This is a genomic window from Paenibacillus donghaensis (assembly GCF_002192415.1).
GTDB lineage: Bacteria > Bacillota > Bacilli > Paenibacillales > Paenibacillaceae > Paenibacillus_AQ > Paenibacillus_AQ donghaensis.
In genome coordinates this window covers 6414610-6434164 of sequence record NZ_CP021780.1, presented here as the reverse complement: position 1 = coordinate 6434164, position 19555 = coordinate 6414610, and the positions used below count along the sequence as shown (strand labels likewise).

The following is a 19555-nucleotide window of genomic DNA, read 5'->3' as shown; positions in this document are numbered from 1 at the left end:
GTGGTATAGTCGACTTGTGAGCAAGACTCACGTTCATCTGATGACGAAGGGAATGTTTAATCAATGGAAGGTAAAGTAAAATGGTTTAACGCAGAAAAAGGTTATGGATTTATCGAAACTGCCGATGGTGGCGATGTATTCGTACATTTCTCCGCAATTCAAACAGACGGTTTCAAGACGTTGGATGAAGGACAATCCGTTGAGTTTGATATCGTTGAAGGTGCACGCGGACCACAAGCAGCTAACGTAATCAAATTATAATCATCCGGCGAAGCCGACCTACATATATGGTAGATGGTTAGCAATTGAGCAACGCTAGCGCAGACCCTGGGATATTCTCCCGGGGTCTTTTTTTGCTTTTTAACTGAGGAAATAAATAAGAACTAATGTTCGATTTATTATAGACAAAATCAAATCAGGAGTAATATAATTCCAGTAGATTGATAGATGACATTTCGGATACGGGAGGTATGGATGCGATGGATCGTGTAAGCCCTGTTCCCCATGATGAGGCGTTTAAGAAGCTACTGGAGACATTCTTCAAGGAATTTATTGAACTGTTTTTCCCGGAGTTGGATTGTATGTTGGATTATAGTGAAACCCGCTTTCTGATGCAGGAGCTCCTGGTAGATATTGTAGGGGAAGAAGCGAGAGAACTGGATCTGCTGTTGGAGACATGTTACAAAGGGATGGACGGGTTCATTCTGATTCATCTGGAGCCGCAGTCTTATCGGGATACCCATTTCCACGAACGGATGTTTATTTACTTCAGTCGTCTATTCGAGCGGTACCGGAAAGAACACAAGCTGATTATTCCGATCGCGATCTTTACCGCCGATGAGGTGAGGGACGAACCGGACATGTTGACCATGAAGATACCGGAGCACGATATTCTGCGTTTTCAGTTCCTGAAGGTAGAGCTTAGAAAGAGGAATTGGCGTGATTTCATCTATTCTGATAACCCGGTGGCTGCTGCATTGCTGGCCAAAATGGGGTATACTGAACGGGAAGCGAGAGAAGTTCGGCTGCAGTATCTGCGGATGTTTATGCGGCTGCGAACACGTTTCGATGAAGCGCGGATGGCACTGATTATGTCGGTAGCTGACTTGTATTTCAAACCTGATCCTGTACAGGATGAAGAGATTCTGCAAGAACTGCTGGAACACTACCCGGAGGAAGGTGAAGCAATGATGGAATTAATGCCTGCTTGGAAACGTTGGGGTTATGATGAGGGGAAGCAGGAAGGGAAGACAGAAGGTAAAGCTGAAGGTAAAGCTGAAGGTAAGGCAGAAGGTAAGGCGGAAGGCAAAGCAGAAGGTAAAGCAGAGGGTAAAGCAGAGGGTAAGGAAGAAGCACAAGCAGAAATTATCCGTAAGCTGCTGAGCCATGGATTTTCGCCGGAGAAGGTCGCAGAAGCTGTAGGAATACCTCTGGAAGAGATTCAGAAACTGAAATAAAAATATACGGATCTCGGGAGCGTTCCTGGGGTCTTTTTATTGTGATTTCACAACAGATAATATCCATATATTGCAATAATTGCAGTTTTGTTTAAAAGAAATGGTTTACATTCTCCAATATATGGGTAATGAGATACGTTGAGCTTATTGTCTTACCTCGACGCACATAGCTAAGGCCTATGCTTCGGAAGCGGTTTCTTCGGAGTAAATAGGATGCTTAAGCTACCATAACGATTGGGAGGATGATCAACAGGATGAAAAAGAAATGGCGTGGTCTTATGACCGGACTACTGGGAATCAGCATGTTGCTGGGTTCTCTTGGCAGCGTGTCGGCAGCTCCAGTGCCGAAGGATATTCAAGGGCACTGGGCGCAGGCGCAGCTGCAGGACTGGCTGAATAAAGGTTATCTGGGTGGGTACCCTGACGGCACAGTCAAACCCAACAACTCGATCACCCGGGGTGAATATGTTGCACTGGTGAACCGGTTGTTCGGCTACACCGAGAAGGCAACTGTCGGCTTCAAGGATGTGAAGAGTACAAAATGGGTGCATAGCGAAGTAGCAAAAGCTGTAGCTGCGGGATACATCGGAGGTTACCAGGATAACACCTTCCGTCCGGACAAACCGCTCTCCAGACAAGAGGCAGCGGTCATTACAGCGAAGATCCTCAAGCTGAACACTCAAACGACTACAACCAAATTCAAAGATAATGCCCAGATCGCAGCATGGAGCCGCGGGTCGGTGGCAGCAGCGTCCACTCTGAAGATTCTGAATGGCTACCCAGATGGAACGTTTAAACCGAAACGGGAGTTGACCCGTGCGGAAGCGGTCGGCATTATCGGCAGCTCGGTTGTTCATAAACCGACAGCACCGGGTGGGGTTACTCCGACCCCTACGACAGCCCCAACGGCTACTCCAGCTCCAACAGCTAGCCCTGCTCCAACTTCTACGCCTGTAGTTAATCCGGGTGGAGGATCTGGTGGCGGCGGTGGAGGTGGAGGTACCACACCTACCGTACCAACGGTAAGCGGGGCGACCTACGGTTACGTGGGTTCGGTTACGGCCGATGTATACCTCACTCCATCCGTTACCGGTACAGTCTATTATGTAGTCGCCCCTTACAGCAGCAATGCAACGGCTCCTACGGCTATGCAGGTTAAGGATGGGCTAATCGGTACCAACATGAATGGCTTGAATCATGGCAGCAAGACGGCGGTTGCTAACACTTCGGTAGCCTTCTCTGTCTACGGTTTGCAGCCTGGCACGGAATATTTAACTTACGTAACGGTTACGGACAGTTCCGGTAATTGGTCTGCAGTGAGTACTGTGCAGCTGAAGACAGCCGCAACGACTGGAACACCAATCACTGGAGTCGGACGTTTGGAGATGGGGACAGCTACAGCGGCCGTTCACTTCTCCTACGGACAGACTGGAGGCGCGGTCGTTCCGGTGAAATACCTGGTGTTGCCAGGAACCGCTGCTGACCCTAGTGCACAGCAAATAGCCAATGGGCAAAATAGCTCGGGAAGTGCAGTAGCTGTACCGTTCAGCGGCACGGTAACATCGGCTGCTCCAGGCACGCCATATACGCTGAACCTGACCGGGCTTAGCGCCAATACGGAATATAAGGTCTATCTGATCACAGGATCGGACAATACCTGGTCTCCGGTAGAATTAATCCGTATTCATACGAAATAGCAGAAATTCGTCATATTACATTTTCTATTTGATCCGGCAAAAGCGAATATTGCGCGCTTGCCGGATTTTTTTATCTGTATAGGGAATTACAATTTTCTTCCAAAGCCCCTAATCACAGTACCGCCAGAATCTTTCGCCAAGCTTGCAGGAGTCCAGAGGGTGCAACCCTTTGGGGCCCTCCCTTGGAAGGGAGGGTTTGGGAGGGATCGAAATTACACGGTTTGTCAGCTGAATGTGAAGGAATGGCGATCAACTTTTTACTTAGCTCTTACAATTTGCTATAATGGAGAAGTAAACAAAGGAGGAGTGCCCATGCAATTCAGCATTCGAGGTCAACAAATTGAAGTGACCGACGCTTTGAGAGATTATGTTGATAAGAAGCTCAGCAGACTTGAGAAGTATTTCGATGCACCCCCTACCTCAGAAGGATATGTGACGCTTGGCGTCGTTCGCGGCCTTCATACGGTGGAAGTTACTATCCCGCTGGCAGGTGTTACGCTTCGTGCAGAAGACCGCAGTGATGATATGTATGCGTCTATCGATGCCGTGGTGGACAAGCTGGAACGCCAGATTCGTAAGCACAAGACCAAACTGAATCGCAAATTCCGCCAGGAAGGCAGCCTGAAGACCCTGTTTGTTGAGGGAGCGGCGGGCGCAGTTGCTGTAGAGGATCAGGAGTACGATGATGATTTGGAAGTGGTTCGGAACAAGCGCTTCACCTTGAAGCCGATGGATGTGGAAGAAGCTATTCTGCAGATGAACATGGTGGGACATACCTTTTTTGTATTCTCCAACATCGACACATCGGAAGTAAGTGTAGTTTACAAACGCAATGATGGTAAATATGGCTTGATCGAGCAGCAGGATTAGGCTGAGCTTAAGATAGTTGCCTGATCAGACAAAGCGCTTTGGGTTCTAATATGATCTGATGAATGAAACGAGCCCCTATCCGCGAACTGCGGATAGGGCTCTTGTGCGTATATAACAATATGAAAAATAAGGGTGATAGAGCTTGTATTGCGGCTTCCCTTACAAACTGTTACAATTTATGAAGCAGCGGAATCGATTTTATACATGCGGCCCTTTCAATTTATTCAGGATGGGCTCGGTTCCACCATCTGTGTTGCATGAAAGGGGTTAACCATGCTAGGACTTGTAAAGAAAATATTCGGCGACGTCAACGAACGTGATGTCAAACGTCTCATGAAGACAGTCGATGTAATTAATGGATTGGAGCCGGAGTTCACGGCGCTTTCGGATGAGGCGCTGCAGGCGAAGACAGCAGAATTCAAATCACGTATTGAAAAAGGCGAGACGCTGGAAGAAATTCTTCCCGAAGCCTTTGCTACCGTACGCGAAGCTTCCAAACGGACGCTGGGCATGCGGCATTTTGACGTACAATTGGTAGGCGGTATGGCGCTGCATGAAGGCCGTATCTCCGAGATGAAAACAGGTGAAGGAAAGACGCTGGTAGGAACCCTGCCGGTCTATCTGAATGCTTTGCTGGACAAAGGGGTTCACGTTGTCACAGTCAATGACTACCTGGCTCAGCGCGACAGTGCGCAAATGGCACAAATCTATAACTTCCTGGGCATGACGGTTGGGGTTAACCTCAGCGGCATGGACCATGCTGATAAACAACAAGCGTATGCCTGCGATATTACGTATGGTACGAACAACGAATTCGGATTTGACTATCTGCGTGACAACATGGTGCTGTATAAAGAGCAAATGGTTCAGCGCCCGTTATATTTCTGTATTATTGATGAAGTGGATTCCATCCTGATCGATGAAGCAAGAACGCCGCTTATCATCTCCGGCCAGGCTGAGAAGTCTACTGAGCTCTATTTTGCCGCAGACCGGTTTGTGAAGAAGCTGACGCAAGAAGAGGATTATACAGTAGATATCAAGGTGAAATCCGTTGCATTGACGGAGAAGGGTGTGGCATTGGCAGAGAAGGCTTTTGGCATCGAGAATCTGTATGACCACAGCCATGTTACCCTGAATCATCATATCGTACAGGCGCTCAAGGCCAACGTAATCATGCGTCGTGACGTGGATTATGTAGTCAATGAAGATGAAGAAGTGGTTATCGTCGATGAATTCACCGGCCGTCTGATGGCGGGCCGCCGTTACAGTGATGGATTGCATCAGGCGATTGAAGCGAAGGAAGAAATTGAAGTCCAGAACGAGAGCATGACCCTGGCTACAATTACGTTCCAGAACTATTTCCGGATGTACCGCAAGCTGGGCGGAATGACCGGTACCGCAAAGACGGAGGAAGAGGAATTCAAGAAGATTTATGGTCTTGAGGTTCTTCAGGTACCCACGAATAAGCCTAATCAGCGCCACGACATGCCTGACGTCGTGTATAAGAGCGAGAACGGCAAGTTTAATGCCGTAGTAGCAGAGATTGTAGAACGCCACAAATTGAGACAGCCGGTGCTGGTAGGTACAGTGTCGATTGAGAACTCCGAGCTTGTATCCGAGATGCTGAAGCGCAAAGGCGTGCCGCACCGTGTGCTGAATGCGAAACATCATGCGGCGGAAGCAGAGATCATCTCGTTCGCCGGCCAGTCGGGTACCGTAACGATTGCCACCAACATGGCGGGCCGCGGTACGGACATCGTGCTTGGAGAAGGCGTAACCGATCTGGGTGGGCTGCATATCATTGGTACGGAGCGGCATGAATCCCGCCGGATCGACAACCAGTTGCGCGGACGTGCCGGACGCCAGGGAGACCCGGGTTCCACTCAGTTCTATCTGTCGCTTGGCGATGAACTGATGAAACGCTTCGGCGCTGACAATGTGCTGAACATGATGGACCGCCTCGGGTTCGAGGAAGATCAGCCTATCGAGAGCCGGATGATTACCCGTGCCGTTGAATCGGCCCAGAAGCGGGTAGAAGGCAACAACTTCGATATCCGCAAAGTCGTATTGCAATACGATGATGTCATGAATCAGCAGCGCGAGATTATCTACAAGCAGCGCCGCGAGATTCTGGAGTCCGAGAACATTAAGGATATTGTTATTGAGATGATCAAGCCGGTTGTTTCCCGTGTTGTGCTTGCTCATTGTACGGATGATATCCCCGAGAACTGGGAGCTTCAGGAGGTTTCAGATTACGTCAACAGCAAGCTGCTGGAGGAGGGCGAGTTGACCCGCGATGACCTGTGGGGCAAGGAAGTTGAAGAGATTACGGAATTTATCTTCAACCGTGTGCTGGAGAAATACGCTGCACGTGAGGAAAGCCTCGGTGCCGAGCTGGTTCGTGAATTCGAGAAAGTTATTGTGCTGCGTTCCGTAGACAGTAAATGGATGGATCATATCGACGCAATGGACCAGCTGCGTCAGGGGATTCACCTTCGTGCTTACGGCGGTACCGATCCGCTGCGCGAATATCAATTCGAAGGCTTCCAGATGTTTAACGATATGACTGCTGCAATTCAGGAAGAAGTGTCGACCTACATTATGAAGGCGCACATCGAAACGAATCAGGAGCGTCAATCTGTAGTGGAGGAAGATAAAATCTCCACCAACAGCGAGCCTGCAGAGAAACGTCCGGTACATGTGGAAGCAACGATCGGCCGCAACGATCCTTGCCCTTGTGGCAGCGGAAAGAAATTCAAGAACTGCCACGGCCAGAACGCGTAAGCGAACAAACAATTCTTAGTTATATAAGATGAACCTAAGAATGGAGTAGTAGAGTTGCCAGAAAGCCTGGTGCATAGGGTTTCCTGGCAACTCCGTATATAACATTCTTAAGTCCACGTTCTATACTTAGGTCCCAATGAGAAATTAGAAGGTTGTTTGGAGCGTTCGAAGCAAATAGATGTGAAACTGCAACTAAATTCAGACAGAACGCTAGCCGGCGGAGGAATAAGTGCGATTGTGCAACTAATTTTGAGTAAATCAGGTCTATCTCCGTTCAGAAGGCCAAATTAGATGCATATTTGCAACTAAATCGGTGGAATGGATTTAGAAGACCAGCACGTAGCGGAGTCTTCGATATTCTCATCAGGCGAAGGCCTAATTCTCAGCACACGGAGCCTAAGCATTAACAATTATTATATTTGAATAAAAAGCGGCTGGGCCCGGGGGCTTCCCCCGTTTGCGGCCTGACCGCTTTTTTGGAGCTTGTGCTCATTGGTGATCTGGGAGCGCAGCGGACGGAATTGTTCTGGAGAAGCGTCAGCGTTCGCCTTTGTCCCCGGAATCTAACCTTAAGGTGATGATTGGAGATTCCGGGGACAACAGCGATCGGAAGAATAATCCGTCAGCGGAGCGGAAGTCAGGATCGCCGGTCTACCAAGTCCAATCAGCGCATCCGCATAACACATTTTTGAAAGGTGAAGTGACCCATGATAGATCCCAACGTAAAGCAGGACCTGCGTGAAATAGGCAAGAAACTTACCGACCTTAGGGGGTCTCTTTGACTTAGATCTGAAGCAGGAGATGATCGCCAACTTCGAGGAGAAGATGGCAGCGCCCGGATTCTGGGACGATAACGAGAAGGCTCAGGCGCTGATCGCCGACATGAATAACGTGAAGCTGTCCGTGGATCAATATGAGAAGCTGCAACAGGAATACGACGATGCCGCAATGATGGCCGAACTGGCCGACGAAGAAGGCGATGACGAGCTGGCCGCAGAGATTGGCGCGACGATCCGCAGCCTCGGCGGCAAAGTAGAAGAATTCGAGCTGCAGCTGCTGCTGAATCAGCCATATGACAAGCTGAATGCTATTCTGGAGCTGCATCCCGGCGCCGGCGGCACCGAGTCCCAGGACTGGGGCCAGATGCTGCTGCGGATGTATACCCGCTGGGCCGAGAAGCGTGGCTTCAAGGTGGAAGTGCTCGATTATCTGCCCGGAGATGAAGCCGGGATCAAGAGCGTGACGTTGCTGATCAAGGGCTTCAACGTGTATGGCTATCTGAAAGCGGAGAAAGGGGTGCACCGGCTGGTGCGCATTTCGCCTTTTGATTCCTCCGGCAGACGGCATACGTCCTTTGTCTCCTGTGATGTTGTGCCAGAAATTTCAGATGACGTAGAAGTAGAGATCCGTACCGAGGATCTGAAGATTGACACGTACCGGGCCAGCGGCGCGGGCGGACAGCATATCAACACCACCGACTCTGCCGTGCGGATTACCCACTTGCCTTCTGGTGTGGTGGTAACCTGCCAGAACGAACGCTCCCAGATCAAGAACCGCGAGCAGGCGATGAAAATGCTGCGCTCCAAGCTCTATGAGCGCAAGCTAATCGAGCAGCAGGAGCATCTGGACGAGATTCGCGGCGAGCAGTCCGATATCGCTTGGGGCAGCCAGATCCGCTCTTATGTATTCCATCCATACAGCATGGTGAAGGATCACCGTACTTTAGTGGAGACGGGTAACATTGGAGCTGTAATGGATGGCGACCTCGACGGCTTCATTGACGGGTATCTGCGCAGCCAGATCAAAGTGGAAACGGAATAAACAGCTAAGTCCATTCCTACGCGTCTTCGGAGGCGTGGGAATTTTTTGAAATATAAGAATTTATATGTTCCACCCCATAAATTATCCTTCTATTTCTCGCAGAAACGAATGCCTGAAAGCGATATGTAGTATCGCTGCTTCGGAAGCATACGCTTTGCAGAGGACGGCGGAGCCGTTTCTACTTGGTTCGCTGGAAAGATTTTAGATGAAAGAGAACGGAGAACAACGATGCAAAAGATCAATTCGCGCAACAAACCGCCACTGATTCCCCTCAACGGGCCGCTGCGCCATACGGTGGATATGATCTTGATTCTCGTGGGATCACTGATTACCGCGATGGCGTTTAATTCATTTTTTCTGCCTAACCAGATTGCCTCCGGCGGGGTGTCTGGACTGTCAGTTCTGGCGGAAGCCTGGTTTGGGGCGGAGCCGGCTTTTACCCAATGGGCACTTAACGTTCCGCTGTTTGTGCTTGGGGTGCTGTTCCTGGGCAAGCAATATGGGATGCGCTCTCTGCTCGGGAGCATTGTGCTGCCGCTGTTTATTTTTATTACAAGAGACGGAGTGGTGCCTACAACGAATCCGCTGCTGGCCTCGATATATGGCGGGATTGGTGTAGGTCTGGGGCTCGGGCTGGTGTTCCGGGGGCGCGGCTCTACGGGCGGACTGACCATTCTGGCGCAGATTATTCAGAAAATAACCGGCCTCAGCTTCTCCCTTTCGGTAGTGCTGTTGGATGGAACCGTGATTGTACTGGCGGCTTTTGTGCTGGGCATGGAGCAGGCCCTGTATGCGCTGATTGGGTTGTTCGTTACGGGCAAGGTAATTAATGCGCTGGAGGTAGGCTTCAGCTATACCAAGGTGGCGTACATTATCTCGAATCAGAACGATGAGCTGACGCAGGCCATTCTGAATGACCTGGATCGCGGGCTGACGAAGCTGAACGGTCAAGGCGGCTATACCGGCGATGACCGCACGGTGCTGATGGTAGTGGTCGGACAGAATGAGATTACACGGCTGAAGGCGATTGTCCGTTCGGTGGACCCGGGAGCTTTTGTGATTATTACAGATGCGCACGAGGTGCTTGGCGAAGGGTTTAAACGGGAGAGCTAATCCGTAATTGGCCCGAGGGTTCCTTGGTTCCTTCATAAATCCACCTCTTGGGGATGGATAAAATCAATATAATAGCTCAAACAAGATGACCTGCCGGGAAGTGGCAGGTTTTGTTGTAGAAGTATTGTATTTATATTAATTAAGACGTATAATAATACATATTTCCAGAACGGGTACCGATCAAACGGGAAGCAGGGATGAAGATGGAGAGCAAGCTGAGAGCGGCGATTGTCGGGTCAACAGGATATGGGGGCGTGGAACTGATCAGGCTGCTGCAGAGCCACCCCAAGGTAGAGATTACGTCTGTGATTTCCTCGTCCAGTGCGGGGGTGCCTATAGAGGAAGGATTTCCGCATCTGACGGGTATTATCGAGCGCGAGCTGGACGGTGTGGATGCTCAGGAGATGGCGGAACGGGCCGATATCGTGTTCACGGCAACGCCCTCCGGTGTCAGCACTAAGCTGGTGCCGCAGCTGCTTGCTGCCGGGCTGAAGGTGGTCGATCTCTCCGGCGATTTTCGGCTGAAAGACGGTGCTGAATACGAACAGTGGTATAAGCACCCGGCTCCGGCGGATGAATATCTGCAGCGGGCCGTATACGGGCTGTGCGAGGTGTATGGGGAACGTGCCGCAGGCGTGGATTTCATCTCGAATCCCGGCTGCTACCCGACAGCTACGCTGCTTGGGCTGATCCCGGCGCTGGAAGCGGGCTGGATTAAGCCGGACAGCATCATTATTGATGCGAAGTCGGGCGTGTCCGGGGCGGGGCGCGGAACGAGCCTGATGGTTCATTACTCCGAGATCAATGAGAATTTCAAAGCCTACAAAATCAACAAACACCAGCATATCCCGGAAATTGAGCAGGTGCTGACGGACATCGCCGGAGCGAAGGTGACAGTCACCTTCACTACTCATCTGGTACCGATGACGCGGGGCATTATGAGCACGATGTACGCCGGAATGCTGGGTCAGCATACAGAAGAGGATTTCATCGAATTATATCGTAAGTATTATGCGGGCCGTCCGTATGTGCGAGTGCGTAATGCTGGGATTGTGCCGGCCACGAAGGAAGTCAGCGGCTCCAACTATTGTGATATCGGCTTTGCGACGGATGCCCGTACAGGTAGGGTTACCATTGTGTCGGTCATTGACAACATCGTCAAGGGAGCGGCAGGCCAGGCGATACAGAACCTGAATTTGATGATGGGATGGGAGGAGACCCTTGGCCTCGGCTACACCCCGGTGTATCCGTAAGCGTCAGCGGCAACAATAACATGAACCAGCAATTATTCTCGATCATAGAGGGTGGAAGCATCACTACGCCTGGGGGCTTCAAGGCAGGGGGACTGCATTGCGGCCTCAAAAAAACAGACCGGAACGACCTCGGCGTCATCCTGTGCGAGGTTCCTGCCACGGCAGCGGCCGTGTATACAACCAATGTGTTTCAGGCTGCGCCGCTGAAGGTCACGCGTGAGAGTCTGGTGGACGGCAAACTGCAGGCGGTCATTGTGAACAGCGGCAACGCCAACGCCTGTACGGGCGAGCAGGGCGAGGCTGACGCGTACGAGATGCGTGCTGCTGCGGCCCGTGAGCTTGGCGTTGCAGAGGAAGCGGTCGCGGTTGCCTCAACGGGAGTCATCGGTGAACTGCTGAAGATGGACTGCGTGCGCAGCGGCATTGCCGGTCTGCCACACAAGTTGGACGGTGGAGCGGCGGGTGCCGAGGAATTCTGCCAGGCGATTCTGACCACAGACCTGGTGAAGAAGGAATGCTGCGTGCAGGTGAAGGTCGGCGGCAAGCTGGTCACCATCGCCGGAGCCGCCAAAGGCTCGGGGATGATCCACCCTAATATGGCGACGATGCTGGGATTCATGACGACGGATGCCGTGATTGCGGCGGAGGATCTGCATGGTCTGCTCCGGCAGGCGACTGAGGTTACCTTTAATATGATCACGGTCGACGGAGATACAAGTACCAACGATATGCTGGTGACGATGGCCAGCGGGCTGGCCGGGAATGAAGTGCTGGGCAAGCTGCATCCGGATTGGGACGCTTTTGCCGCTGCGTTCACGCATGTCTGCCGCAGTCTTGCGATGTCGATTGCCCGTGACGGGGAAGGGGCTACCCACCTGATCGAGGTACAGGTGAATGGTGCGGTCCATGCGGAAGCCGCAGCTGCGATTGCCAAGACGGTAGTCGGCTCCAGTCTGGTGAAATCGGCCGTGTTCGGCGCGGACGCCAACTGGGGGCGGATCATTGCTGCTGTCGGGCGTGCGGGTGTTCCGGTATCGCCGGACCGGGTGGATATTGCGCTGGGCGAGATTCCGGTGCTGTCGCAGTCGCGTCCGGTCGCTTTTGACGAAGAATTGGCCTTGGCCTATCTGCAGAAGAGCGAAACGATCACCATCACCGTGGACCTGCAGGACGGCAGCGGAGCCGCCACGGCTTGGGGCTGCGACCTGACCTATGACTATGTGCGCATCAATGCCGCATACCGTACCTGATGTCTGGAGGACTTGAAATGACCACGAATACTAATGGCAAAGAAGATATCAGCACAAGCAAACGTTTCGTTATGAAATGTGGCGGCAGTACGCTGGCTGCGCTCCCGGATTCCTTCTTCACGGACCTGCGCGAGCTGCAGCAGAGCGGCATCCAGCCTGTGATTGTACACGGCGGCGGACCAGCTATTTCTGAGAATCTGGCGAAGCTTGGCATTGAGAGCAGCTTCGTGAATGGGCTGCGGGTTACGAGCGCGGAAGTACTGGATGTGGTGGAGATGACGCTGGCGGGAAGCATCAACAAGGCGATTGTGCGGCGGATTCAGCTACAGGGCGGACTGGCGCTGGGGCTGTCCGGTGTGGATGGCAACCTGCTTACAGCTCAGCCAGTGGCGAATAGCGCGGAGGTTGGCTGGGTTGGAGAAGTCACTGAGGTGAATGCGGGGCTGGTGGCCGGGATTGCTGACATGGGCTATATTCCGGTGATCGCACCGATTGGTGTGGATGCCGCAGGGCAACGTTATAATATAAATGCGGATACGGCGGCTGGGGCTGTCGCTTCTTATCTACAGTCTTCGCGGATGATTGTGGTGACGGACGTGCCGGGTATTATGAGTACCGTGGAAGGGCGCAAGGTAGTGCTTCCGTCGGTAACGGTGCGAGAAATTGAACATCTGATTGTGAGCGGTGAAATTTATGGCGGCATGATCCCAAAGGTGCGTGCTGCCATCGACTGCATTCAAGGTGACGTGTCGGAGGTAGTGATTGTAGACGGCAAAGAGCCGCGGGTGCTGAGCCGGGTGATGAATGGCGAAGCACTTGGTACGCGGATTGTGCGGGAGTAGGGCTAGAGCTAGAGCGCAGCTGATGTATGGGGAAGAGTAGGGCTGCGGCTTAAGGATCGGCGTTGGCGTAATGCCCGGTCAGGGTAGAACGTGGCGTTGGATAGCTGGGGGAACGACAATTTATAGGGGACAGCTGCGAGGATAACAATAGCGTAGAGTAAGGGGACAACTCGGAGTTGTCTTCAAACCCGATGATTCGGAGGACAAAGACATTCAAGCGGCGATGGGGAGAGAAGATTTCTCTACCTGTTGCTGCTCAATCTGTGATCCCTCCTGAAGCTTAGGTTTGAAGACACACCACTAGGCGGACAACATATACAGCGGACAGCTGGCTGGACAACAATTTAACAGTGCGGGTTCCTTCGCGGGGCCGCCGATGGGAGAGTGACTTGGGATGGGCAAACTTACTGAAGCGGAAGTGCAGACAGCTGCAGGACAGCAGCAAGCGCAGTTGAAGGAACAGGGCAAGCCGGTGGCTGCCGAAGGCAAGATGAGTGCAGTGTTTCCTTCTTATGCCAGATATGATCTTGCGCTGGTCAAAGGCAAGGGCAGCTGGGTATGGGATGATCAGGGAAACAAATATCTGGATTTCACCTGCGGGCTGGCGGTAACGAGCCTCGGTCACGCTCCAGAGAAGGTCGGCGCCAAGCTGAAGGAGCAGATCGACACGCTGTGGCATGTCTCCAACCTGTTCCAGATTCCGGGGCAGCAAAAAGTCGCCCAGCTCCTGACCGGGAACAGCTGCGCGGATCAGGCGTTCTTCTGCAACAGCGGGGCGGAAGCGAATGAGGCGGCGATCAAGCTGGCGCGCCGCTATCACCAGAAGGTGAAGGGCGATGACCGCTATGAGGTCATCACGTTCGAGCAGTCGTTCCACGGCCGCACGCTGGCCACGTTGACTGCGACCGGGCAGCAGAAGGTCAAGGAAGGCTTCCTGCCGCTTCCGGCAGGCTTCAAGACCGTGCCGCTGCATGATCTGCCGGCGCTGGAAGCGGCCATCGGCGAGCACACCGCAGCGATCATGCTGGAGATGGTGCTTGCGGAAGGCGGCGTGCTGGAGGTTCAGGCGGAGTTCCTGGACGCGGTGGTGGCGCTGTGCAAGCAGCATGGCCTGCTGCTGATCGTGGACGAGGTGCAGACGGGCATGGGCCGTACGGGCAAGCTGTTCGCGCATCAGCATTATGGGATTGAGCCGGATATTTTTACGCTTGCCAAAGGCGTAGCGAGCGGCTTCCCGGCTGGAGTTATGCTGGGCAAGGGCTATCTGCGCGAAGCGTTCTCGCCGGGCAGCCATGCCTCCACCTTCGGAGGCACGCCGCTTGCAACGGCGGTTATGGCCGCCACCATCGAAACGATGCTGGAGGATGAGCTGCCGCAGCGCGCGGCGGAGATGGGCCTGTACCTGACTGGACTGCTGAAGGAGAAGCTGGGTGATACACCGTTTGTGGTCGATATCCGCGGCAAAGGTCTTCTGATCGGCATTGAATGCAAGCAGCCGGTAAGCGAGATCGTACTGGCGGGCCAGAAGCGGGGACTGCTGTTCGTTACAGCCGGCCCGAATGTGCTGCGCCTGCTGCCTAATCTGTATGTAAGCAAAGAGGAGATCGACCAGGCGGTGGACATCCTTTCGGATCTCATTCATACTTATGCTACACAAGCAAACGGGGAGGCAGGGGCATGAGCCAGGGCGTAATCAGCGATCCGCAAGGGATTGCACAGCAGCTGAAAGGCCGCGATTTACTGGAGCTGAACGACTATACTCCAGAAGAGATTACCTATTTGATCGAATTAGCTATAGAGCTGAAACGCAAGCAGAAGAGCGGTGAGGTGTATCAGCCGCTGCTGGGCAAGACCATCGGGCTGATCTTCGAGAAATCCTCGACTCGGACACGTGTATCGTTCGAGGTGGGGATGTATCAGCTCGGCGGACACGCATTGTTCCTGAGTAAGAATGACATTCAGCTCGGCCGTGGCGAAACGGTCGGCGATACGGCGCAGGTGATGTCGCGCTATCTCGACGGCATCATGATCCGCACCTTTGGGCATGACAAGGTGGAGGATCTGGCGCGGTTCTCGTCCGTGCCGGTGATTAACGGACTAAGCGATCTGGCGCATCCTTGCCAGGTGCTGGCGGACTATCAGACGGTCTATGAGCACAAAGGCCGCCTCAAGGGTCTGAAGCTGGCTTACATCGGCGATGGCAACAACATGGCCCATTCGCTGCTGATCGGCGGCGCGAAGCTGGGCGTGCATGTATCCATTGCCGGACCGGCGGGTTATGAGCCGGATGCGGCTGTCGTGGCGGAGGCGCGCGAGATCGCCCGCGGAACCGGCGCGGAGATCGTGATCACCCGCAGCCCGCAGGAAGCGGTGCGCGGCGCAGACGTGATCTACACGGATGTGTGGGCGAGCATGGGCTTCGAGGAGGAGCAGCTGGCGCGCGAAGCGGCGTTCAAGGACTACCAGGTCAATGAGCAGCTGGTGCAAGGCGCGAAGCCGGACTATCTGTTCCTGCACTGCCTGCCGGCCCACCGGGAGGAAGAGGTCAGCACCGGCGTGATCGACGGGCCGAACTCGGTGATCTTCGATCAGGCGGAGAACCGCCTGCACGCACAGAAGGCGCTGATGGCAGCGCTGATGGGCTAAGGTAGGTTAAGGCTGTTAAGGCTGTTATGAGACTGACTGTAGTTGGTAGGCTAAGGTAGGTTAAGGCTGTTATGAGACTGACTGTAGTTGATGTGCTGAGGTAGGTTAAGGCTGTTATGAGACTGACTGTAGTTGATGTGCTGAGTTGTAGTGGGGCTGGATAATGGAACTGGCCGAGCAGCAGATACATTTTGCAGTTAGTTTCATTGTATGGCCGAGCGAACTGGCACATCAGCTGCAGTTACCCTGCGTTTCGCGGACTTAACTGTATTTCGTACAGTTATTCCGGCGGAAATGCGACTGTTTTACCTTTTAATTGTATTCTGTACAGCTATAATTACGGAATAAGCCGGTATGAGCGACTTGGCGCGATTTTAACTGTACAGAATACAGCTAAAGTGAATTCTGCGTACAAACTGGAGTATTTAAGTGTACGTTATACAGCTAAATCACTTCGTTAGTGCTTAGGCGGCCTCCGTATGATGAGAATATCGAAGATTTAACTTTGTAGTGGTTCCCTAAGTCCGAGCCACTGAATTAGTTGCAATAGTGCATCTAATTAGCTGATTTTTTCCGTTTTGGAGCGAATAGTTGCAAAAAGGCACTTTATTCCCGATTTTGGGCTTAGAATACTTGATTTACTTGAAATTAGTTGCAATATCGCACTTAATCACCTCCTGACAGAGGTTTCAGCTGAAATTAGTTGCACTTTCGCATCTATTTGCGTTGAACGTTCGGGATTTCATCATCCCATATGAATCTGATCCACGAAAGGAAGTTGCTTCTCCATGGCTAAAGAAAAGATTGTACTCGCCTATTCCGGCGGGCTGGATACCTCAGTCATTCTCAAATGGCTGAAAGAAACCTATGATGCGGAGATTATTGCTTTCACGGCCGATATCGGCCAGAAGGAAGAGCTGGACGGTCTGGAGGAAAAAGCGCTCGCCACCGGCGCGTCGAAGGTCTACATCGACGACCTGCGCGATGAGTTCGCGAATGACTTCATCTACCCGATGTTCCAGTCGGGTGCGCTATATGAAGGGCAATACCTGCTCGGCACGAGTATTGCACGTCCGCTGATCGCCAAGCGGATGGTCGATATCGCCATCGCAGAAGGCGCAACGGCGATTGCCCACGGCGCAACCGGCAAAGGCAACGACCAGGTGCGCTTCGAGCTGGGCGTGGCCGCGCTCGCGCCTAACATCAAGGTCATTGCTCCTTGGCGGCTGGAGGAATTCCGCAGCCAGTTCCCGGGCCGCGCAGAGATGATCGCCTACGCGGAAGCGAACGGCATTCCGGTCCAGGCCTCGGCGGCTAAGCCGTACTCGATGGACCGCAACCTGCTGCACATCAGCTATGAGAGCGGCGTGCTGGAGGATCCATGGTTTGATCCAAGCGCAGACGAGAACAAAGGCATGTTCCTGCTGAGCAACGCTCCTGAGGATGCGCCGGATCAAGCGGAATATCTGGAGCTGGACTTCCTGAAGGGCGATTGCGTAGCCCTGAACGGAGAGCCGTTGACGCCGCTTCAGGTGATGGAGAAGCTGAATGAGCTGGGCGGCAAGCACGGCATCGGCCGGGTGGACATGGTGGAGAACCGTTTCGTCGGCATGAAGAGCCGCGGCGTATATGAGACGCCGGGTGGCACGATCCTGTTCAGCGCTCACCGCAAAATGGAGTCCATTACCATGGACCGCGAAGTGATGAACCTGCGCGACTCGCTGATTACCCGTTACAGCACGTTGGTGTATAACGGCTTCTGGTTCGCGCCTGAGCGGATTGCACTGCAGGCACTGGTAACCGAAAGTCAGCAGAATGTAACAGGTACAGTACGGCTAAAGCTGTACAAAGGCAACATTATCGGCGCTGGAGTGAAGAGTCCGGTCAGCCTGTACAACCCGGATATTGCTACGATGGAAGCTGATCCAACCCAGGCCTACGACCAGGGCGATGCGACCGGCTTCATCCGCCTGAACGCGCTGCGCCTGAAGGTGTCGGCTGGTGTAGCCGAATCTGCGAAACTAACAGCCGAATAAGCAGGATACTGAATATACAAACTGAACATATAAACCAATTCATCAGAAGGCCGTTCCTCCCGTCAGGACAGGGGCGGCCCTCTGATGTTATACGAGGGGGAGTCAAGAGGTGAGCAAGCTGTGGGGCGGACGTTTTACCAAAGGAACCAACAAGCTGGTGGAGGAATATACGGCTTCGATCGGCTTCGATAAGGCGCTGGCGGAGGAGGATGTGCAGGGCAGTCTGGCCCATGTCTCGATGCTGGGGAAGTGTGGCATCCTGCCGCAGGCCGATGTGGAGACGATTAAGGACGGACTGAAGAAGGTGCTGGACAAGGTTCGTGCGGGTGAAGTGGAATTCTCCGTAGCCGATGAAGACATTCATATGAATCTGGAGAAATATCTGATTGCCGAAGTAGGCCCGGTTGGCGGCAAGCTGCATACGGGCCGCAGCCGTAATGACCAGGTAGCCACCGATATGCATCTCTATCTGCGTAATCGTGTAGTGGAGCTGGTGGCTCTGCTGCATGAGCTGCAGGAGGCGCTGATTGAGCAGGCCAAGGACAATCTGGAGACGATTGTTCCCGGCTACACGCATCTGCAGCGTGCCCAGCCGATTCTGTTCGCTCACCATCTGCTGGCTTATGTCTCTATGTTCCGCCGCGATGCGGAGCGCCTGACCGATAGCTACAAGCGGATCAACGTGTTGCCGCTGGGGGCAGGGGCACTGGCCGGCACGACGTTCCCGATTGACCGTCATTATGTAGCCGAGCTGCTCGGCTTCGACAGTGTCTACGAGAACAGCCTCGATGCAGTCAGCGACCGTGACTTCATCGTCGAGTTCCTCGCGAACGCCTCGCTGGTGATGACCCACCTTTCTCGGCTCAGCGAGGAGCTGGTGCTGTGGAGCAGCACCGAGTTCAGCTTCGTAGAGCTGGACGATGCCTTCTGCACCGGCAGCAGCATTATGCCGCAGAAGAAGAACCCGGACGTGCCCGAGCTGGTGCGCGGCAAAACCGGCCGTGTCTACGGCAACCTGATCGGACTGCTGACTGTGCTGAAGTCGCTGCCGCTGGCTTACAACAAAGATATGCAGGAAGATAAGGAAGGCATGTTCGACACTGTAGCCACACTGACCGGAGCGCTGCAGCTGTTTGCACCGATGATTACTACGATGAAGGTCAACAAGCAGCGGATGCGTGAGGCGGTGAACACGGATTTCTCCAACGCGACCGATATCGCCGACTTCCTGGTCGGCAAAGGTCTGCCGTTCCGCCAAGCCCATGAGGTGATCGGCAAAACGGTGCTCTACTGCATCAACGAGCGCAAATTCCTGCTCGATCTGACGCTGGATGAGTTCAAGCAGTTCTCGGAGCTGTTCGACGAGCAGATTTATGCCGTGCTGCAGCCGGAAGCCGTAGTGGATGCCCGCAATGTGTACGGCGGAACAGCCACCGTGCAGGTGAAGGCTGCGCTGGAGCGTGCCGAGCAGTCTCTGCTGGTTGCCAAGGCGTGGGTTGTCCGGCATGGAGGCACAGGCCACTAGGCCACGCACTGCCTGCTATATGAAAAGACTGTCTTCCACTGCATCGGGTGATGCGGGAAGGCAGTCTTTTTTGTGAAATATAAGGTTATTGCTTAGGGCTCCTTATATTAAGAACCCTACAGACTCTATTCCATAATTAGGAGGCTGAATAATTAGTTGCGAGAACGCACCTAATTAGACGATTTTTTCTGTTTTGGAGGAAATAAGTGCGAATACCCATCTATTTTGGACGTTTGAGCGTTCCAGGGGTAATTCACTCGA

The 19555-nt window shown here is 53.2% G+C and carries 14 protein-coding genes; all 14 read left to right on the top strand.

The window, feature by feature from the left end; genetic code table 11:
- The first annotated feature begins 63 nt into the window (after nucleotides 1–63).
- The 14 genes from B9T62_RS29150 to argH all read left to right on the top strand — a co-directional run bounded on the left by B9T62_RS29150 (nucleotide 64) and on the right by argH (nucleotide 19294).
- Nucleotides 64–261, top strand: a complete 198-nt coding sequence (locus tag B9T62_RS29150; RefSeq protein ID WP_019915069.1) for a cold shock domain-containing protein — start codon at nucleotides 64–66, stop codon at nucleotides 259–261.
- Nucleotides 262–479: 218 nt separating this feature from the next.
- Nucleotides 480–1457, top strand: a complete 978-nt coding sequence (locus tag B9T62_RS29145; protein ID WP_169834451.1) for an Rpn family recombination-promoting nuclease/putative transposase — start codon at nucleotides 480–482, stop codon at nucleotides 1455–1457.
- 254 nt (nucleotides 1458–1711) lie between these two features.
- Nucleotides 1712–3154: an S-layer homology domain-containing protein gene (locus B9T62_RS29140; RefSeq protein ID WP_169834450.1), complete on the top strand. Its 1443-nt coding sequence runs from the start codon at nucleotides 1712–1714 to the stop codon at nucleotides 3152–3154.
- Between the two features lie 312 nt (nucleotides 3155–3466).
- Nucleotides 3467–4024, top strand: coding sequence for a ribosome hibernation-promoting factor, HPF/YfiA family (gene hpf / locus B9T62_RS29135; RefSeq protein WP_087918452.1), 558 nt, complete (start codon nucleotides 3467–3469; stop codon nucleotides 4022–4024).
- 273 nt (nucleotides 4025–4297) lie between these two features.
- On the top strand, nucleotides 4298–6808 hold the full coding sequence (gene secA, locus B9T62_RS29130; RefSeq protein ID WP_087918451.1) for a preprotein translocase subunit SecA: 2511 nt from the start codon (nucleotides 4298–4300) through the stop codon (nucleotides 6806–6808).
- 707 nt (nucleotides 6809–7515) lie between these two features.
- Nucleotides 7516–8629 (top strand): peptide chain release factor 2 gene (gene prfB / locus B9T62_RS29125; protein WP_157794056.1). Its coding sequence is split into 2 segments (ribosomal slippage): nucleotides 7516–7587 and nucleotides 7589–8629, totalling 1113 coding nucleotides; the frame shifts between segments, so codons are not numbered across the junction.
- Between the two features lie 228 nt (nucleotides 8630–8857).
- Entirely contained in the window at nucleotides 8858–9742 is an 885-nt protein-coding gene (locus tag B9T62_RS29120; RefSeq protein ID WP_087918449.1) for a YitT family protein, read from the top strand.
- A gap of 203 nt (nucleotides 9743–9945) precedes the next feature.
- Nucleotides 9946–10995 carry an N-acetyl-gamma-glutamyl-phosphate reductase gene (gene argC / locus B9T62_RS29115; RefSeq protein WP_087918448.1) on the top strand — a complete coding sequence of 350 codons (1050 nt, stop codon included), beginning with the start codon at nucleotides 9946–9948 and terminating at the stop codon, nucleotides 10993–10995.
- Nucleotides 10996–11015: 20 nt separating this feature from the next.
- Entirely contained in the window at nucleotides 11016–12245 is a 1230-nt protein-coding gene (gene argJ, locus B9T62_RS29110; protein ID WP_087918447.1) for a bifunctional glutamate N-acetyltransferase/amino-acid acetyltransferase ArgJ, read from the top strand.
- A 17-nt stretch (nucleotides 12246–12262) separates the two neighbouring features.
- Entirely contained in the window at nucleotides 12263–13087 is an 825-nt protein-coding gene (gene argB, locus B9T62_RS29105) for an acetylglutamate kinase (protein ID WP_087918446.1), read from the top strand.
- Between the two features lie 490 nt (nucleotides 13088–13577).
- On the top strand, nucleotides 13578–14768 hold the full coding sequence (locus B9T62_RS29100; RefSeq protein ID WP_245864692.1) for an aspartate aminotransferase family protein: 1191 nt from the start codon (nucleotides 13578–13580) through the stop codon (nucleotides 14766–14768).
- The gene (gene argF / locus B9T62_RS29095) at nucleotides 14765–15733 is read left to right on the top strand and encodes an ornithine carbamoyltransferase (RefSeq protein WP_087918444.1); all 969 of its coding nucleotides are present in this window, start codon (nucleotides 14765–14767) and stop codon (nucleotides 15731–15733) included. Before B9T62_RS29100 ends, argF begins: the two co-directional genes overlap by 4 nt.
- Before the next feature lie 788 nt (nucleotides 15734–16521).
- On the top strand, nucleotides 16522–17769 hold the full coding sequence (locus B9T62_RS29090; protein ID WP_087918443.1) for an argininosuccinate synthase: 1248 nt from the start codon (nucleotides 16522–16524) through the stop codon (nucleotides 17767–17769).
- A 109-nt stretch (nucleotides 17770–17878) separates the two neighbouring features.
- Complete coding sequence (argH, locus tag B9T62_RS29085; RefSeq protein WP_087918442.1) at nucleotides 17879–19294, top strand: argininosuccinate lyase; 1416 nt, start codon at nucleotides 17879–17881, stop codon at nucleotides 19292–19294.
- Nucleotides 19295–19555: the final 261 nt, after the last annotated feature.

Excerpts from the sequence above, each read along its gene's own strand:
- argC (WP_087918448.1), top strand. The coding sequence starts at position 9,946 with ATGGAGAGCAAGCTGAGAGCGGCGATTGTCGGGTCAACAGGATATGGG.
- B9T62_RS29120 (WP_087918449.1), top strand. The coding sequence starts at position 8,858 with ATGCAAAAGATCAATTCGCGCAACAAACCGCCACTGATTCCCCTCAAC.
- hpf (WP_087918452.1), top strand. The coding sequence starts at position 3,467 with ATGCAATTCAGCATTCGAGGTCAACAAATTGAAGTGACCGACGCTTTG.
- argB (WP_087918446.1), top strand. The coding sequence starts at position 12,263 with ATGACCACGAATACTAATGGCAAAGAAGATATCAGCACAAGCAAACGT.
- B9T62_RS29100 (WP_245864692.1), top strand. The coding sequence starts at position 13,578 with ATGAGTGCAGTGTTTCCTTCTTATGCCAGATATGATCTTGCGCTGGTC.
- B9T62_RS29090 (WP_087918443.1), top strand. The coding sequence starts at position 16,522 with ATGGCTAAAGAAAAGATTGTACTCGCCTATTCCGGCGGGCTGGATACC.
- secA (WP_087918451.1), top strand. The coding sequence starts at position 4,298 with ATGCTAGGACTTGTAAAGAAAATATTCGGCGACGTCAACGAACGTGAT.
- B9T62_RS29140 (WP_169834450.1), top strand. The coding sequence starts at position 1,712 with ATGAAAAAGAAATGGCGTGGTCTTATGACCGGACTACTGGGAATCAGC.
- argJ (WP_087918447.1), top strand. The coding sequence starts at position 11,016 with ATGAACCAGCAATTATTCTCGATCATAGAGGGTGGAAGCATCACTACG.
- argF (WP_087918444.1), top strand. The coding sequence starts at position 14,765 with ATGAGCCAGGGCGTAATCAGCGATCCGCAAGGGATTGCACAGCAGCTG.
- B9T62_RS29150 (WP_019915069.1), top strand. The coding sequence starts at position 64 with ATGGAAGGTAAAGTAAAATGGTTTAACGCAGAAAAAGGTTATGGATTT.
- B9T62_RS29145 (WP_169834451.1), top strand. The coding sequence starts at position 480 with ATGGATCGTGTAAGCCCTGTTCCCCATGATGAGGCGTTTAAGAAGCTA.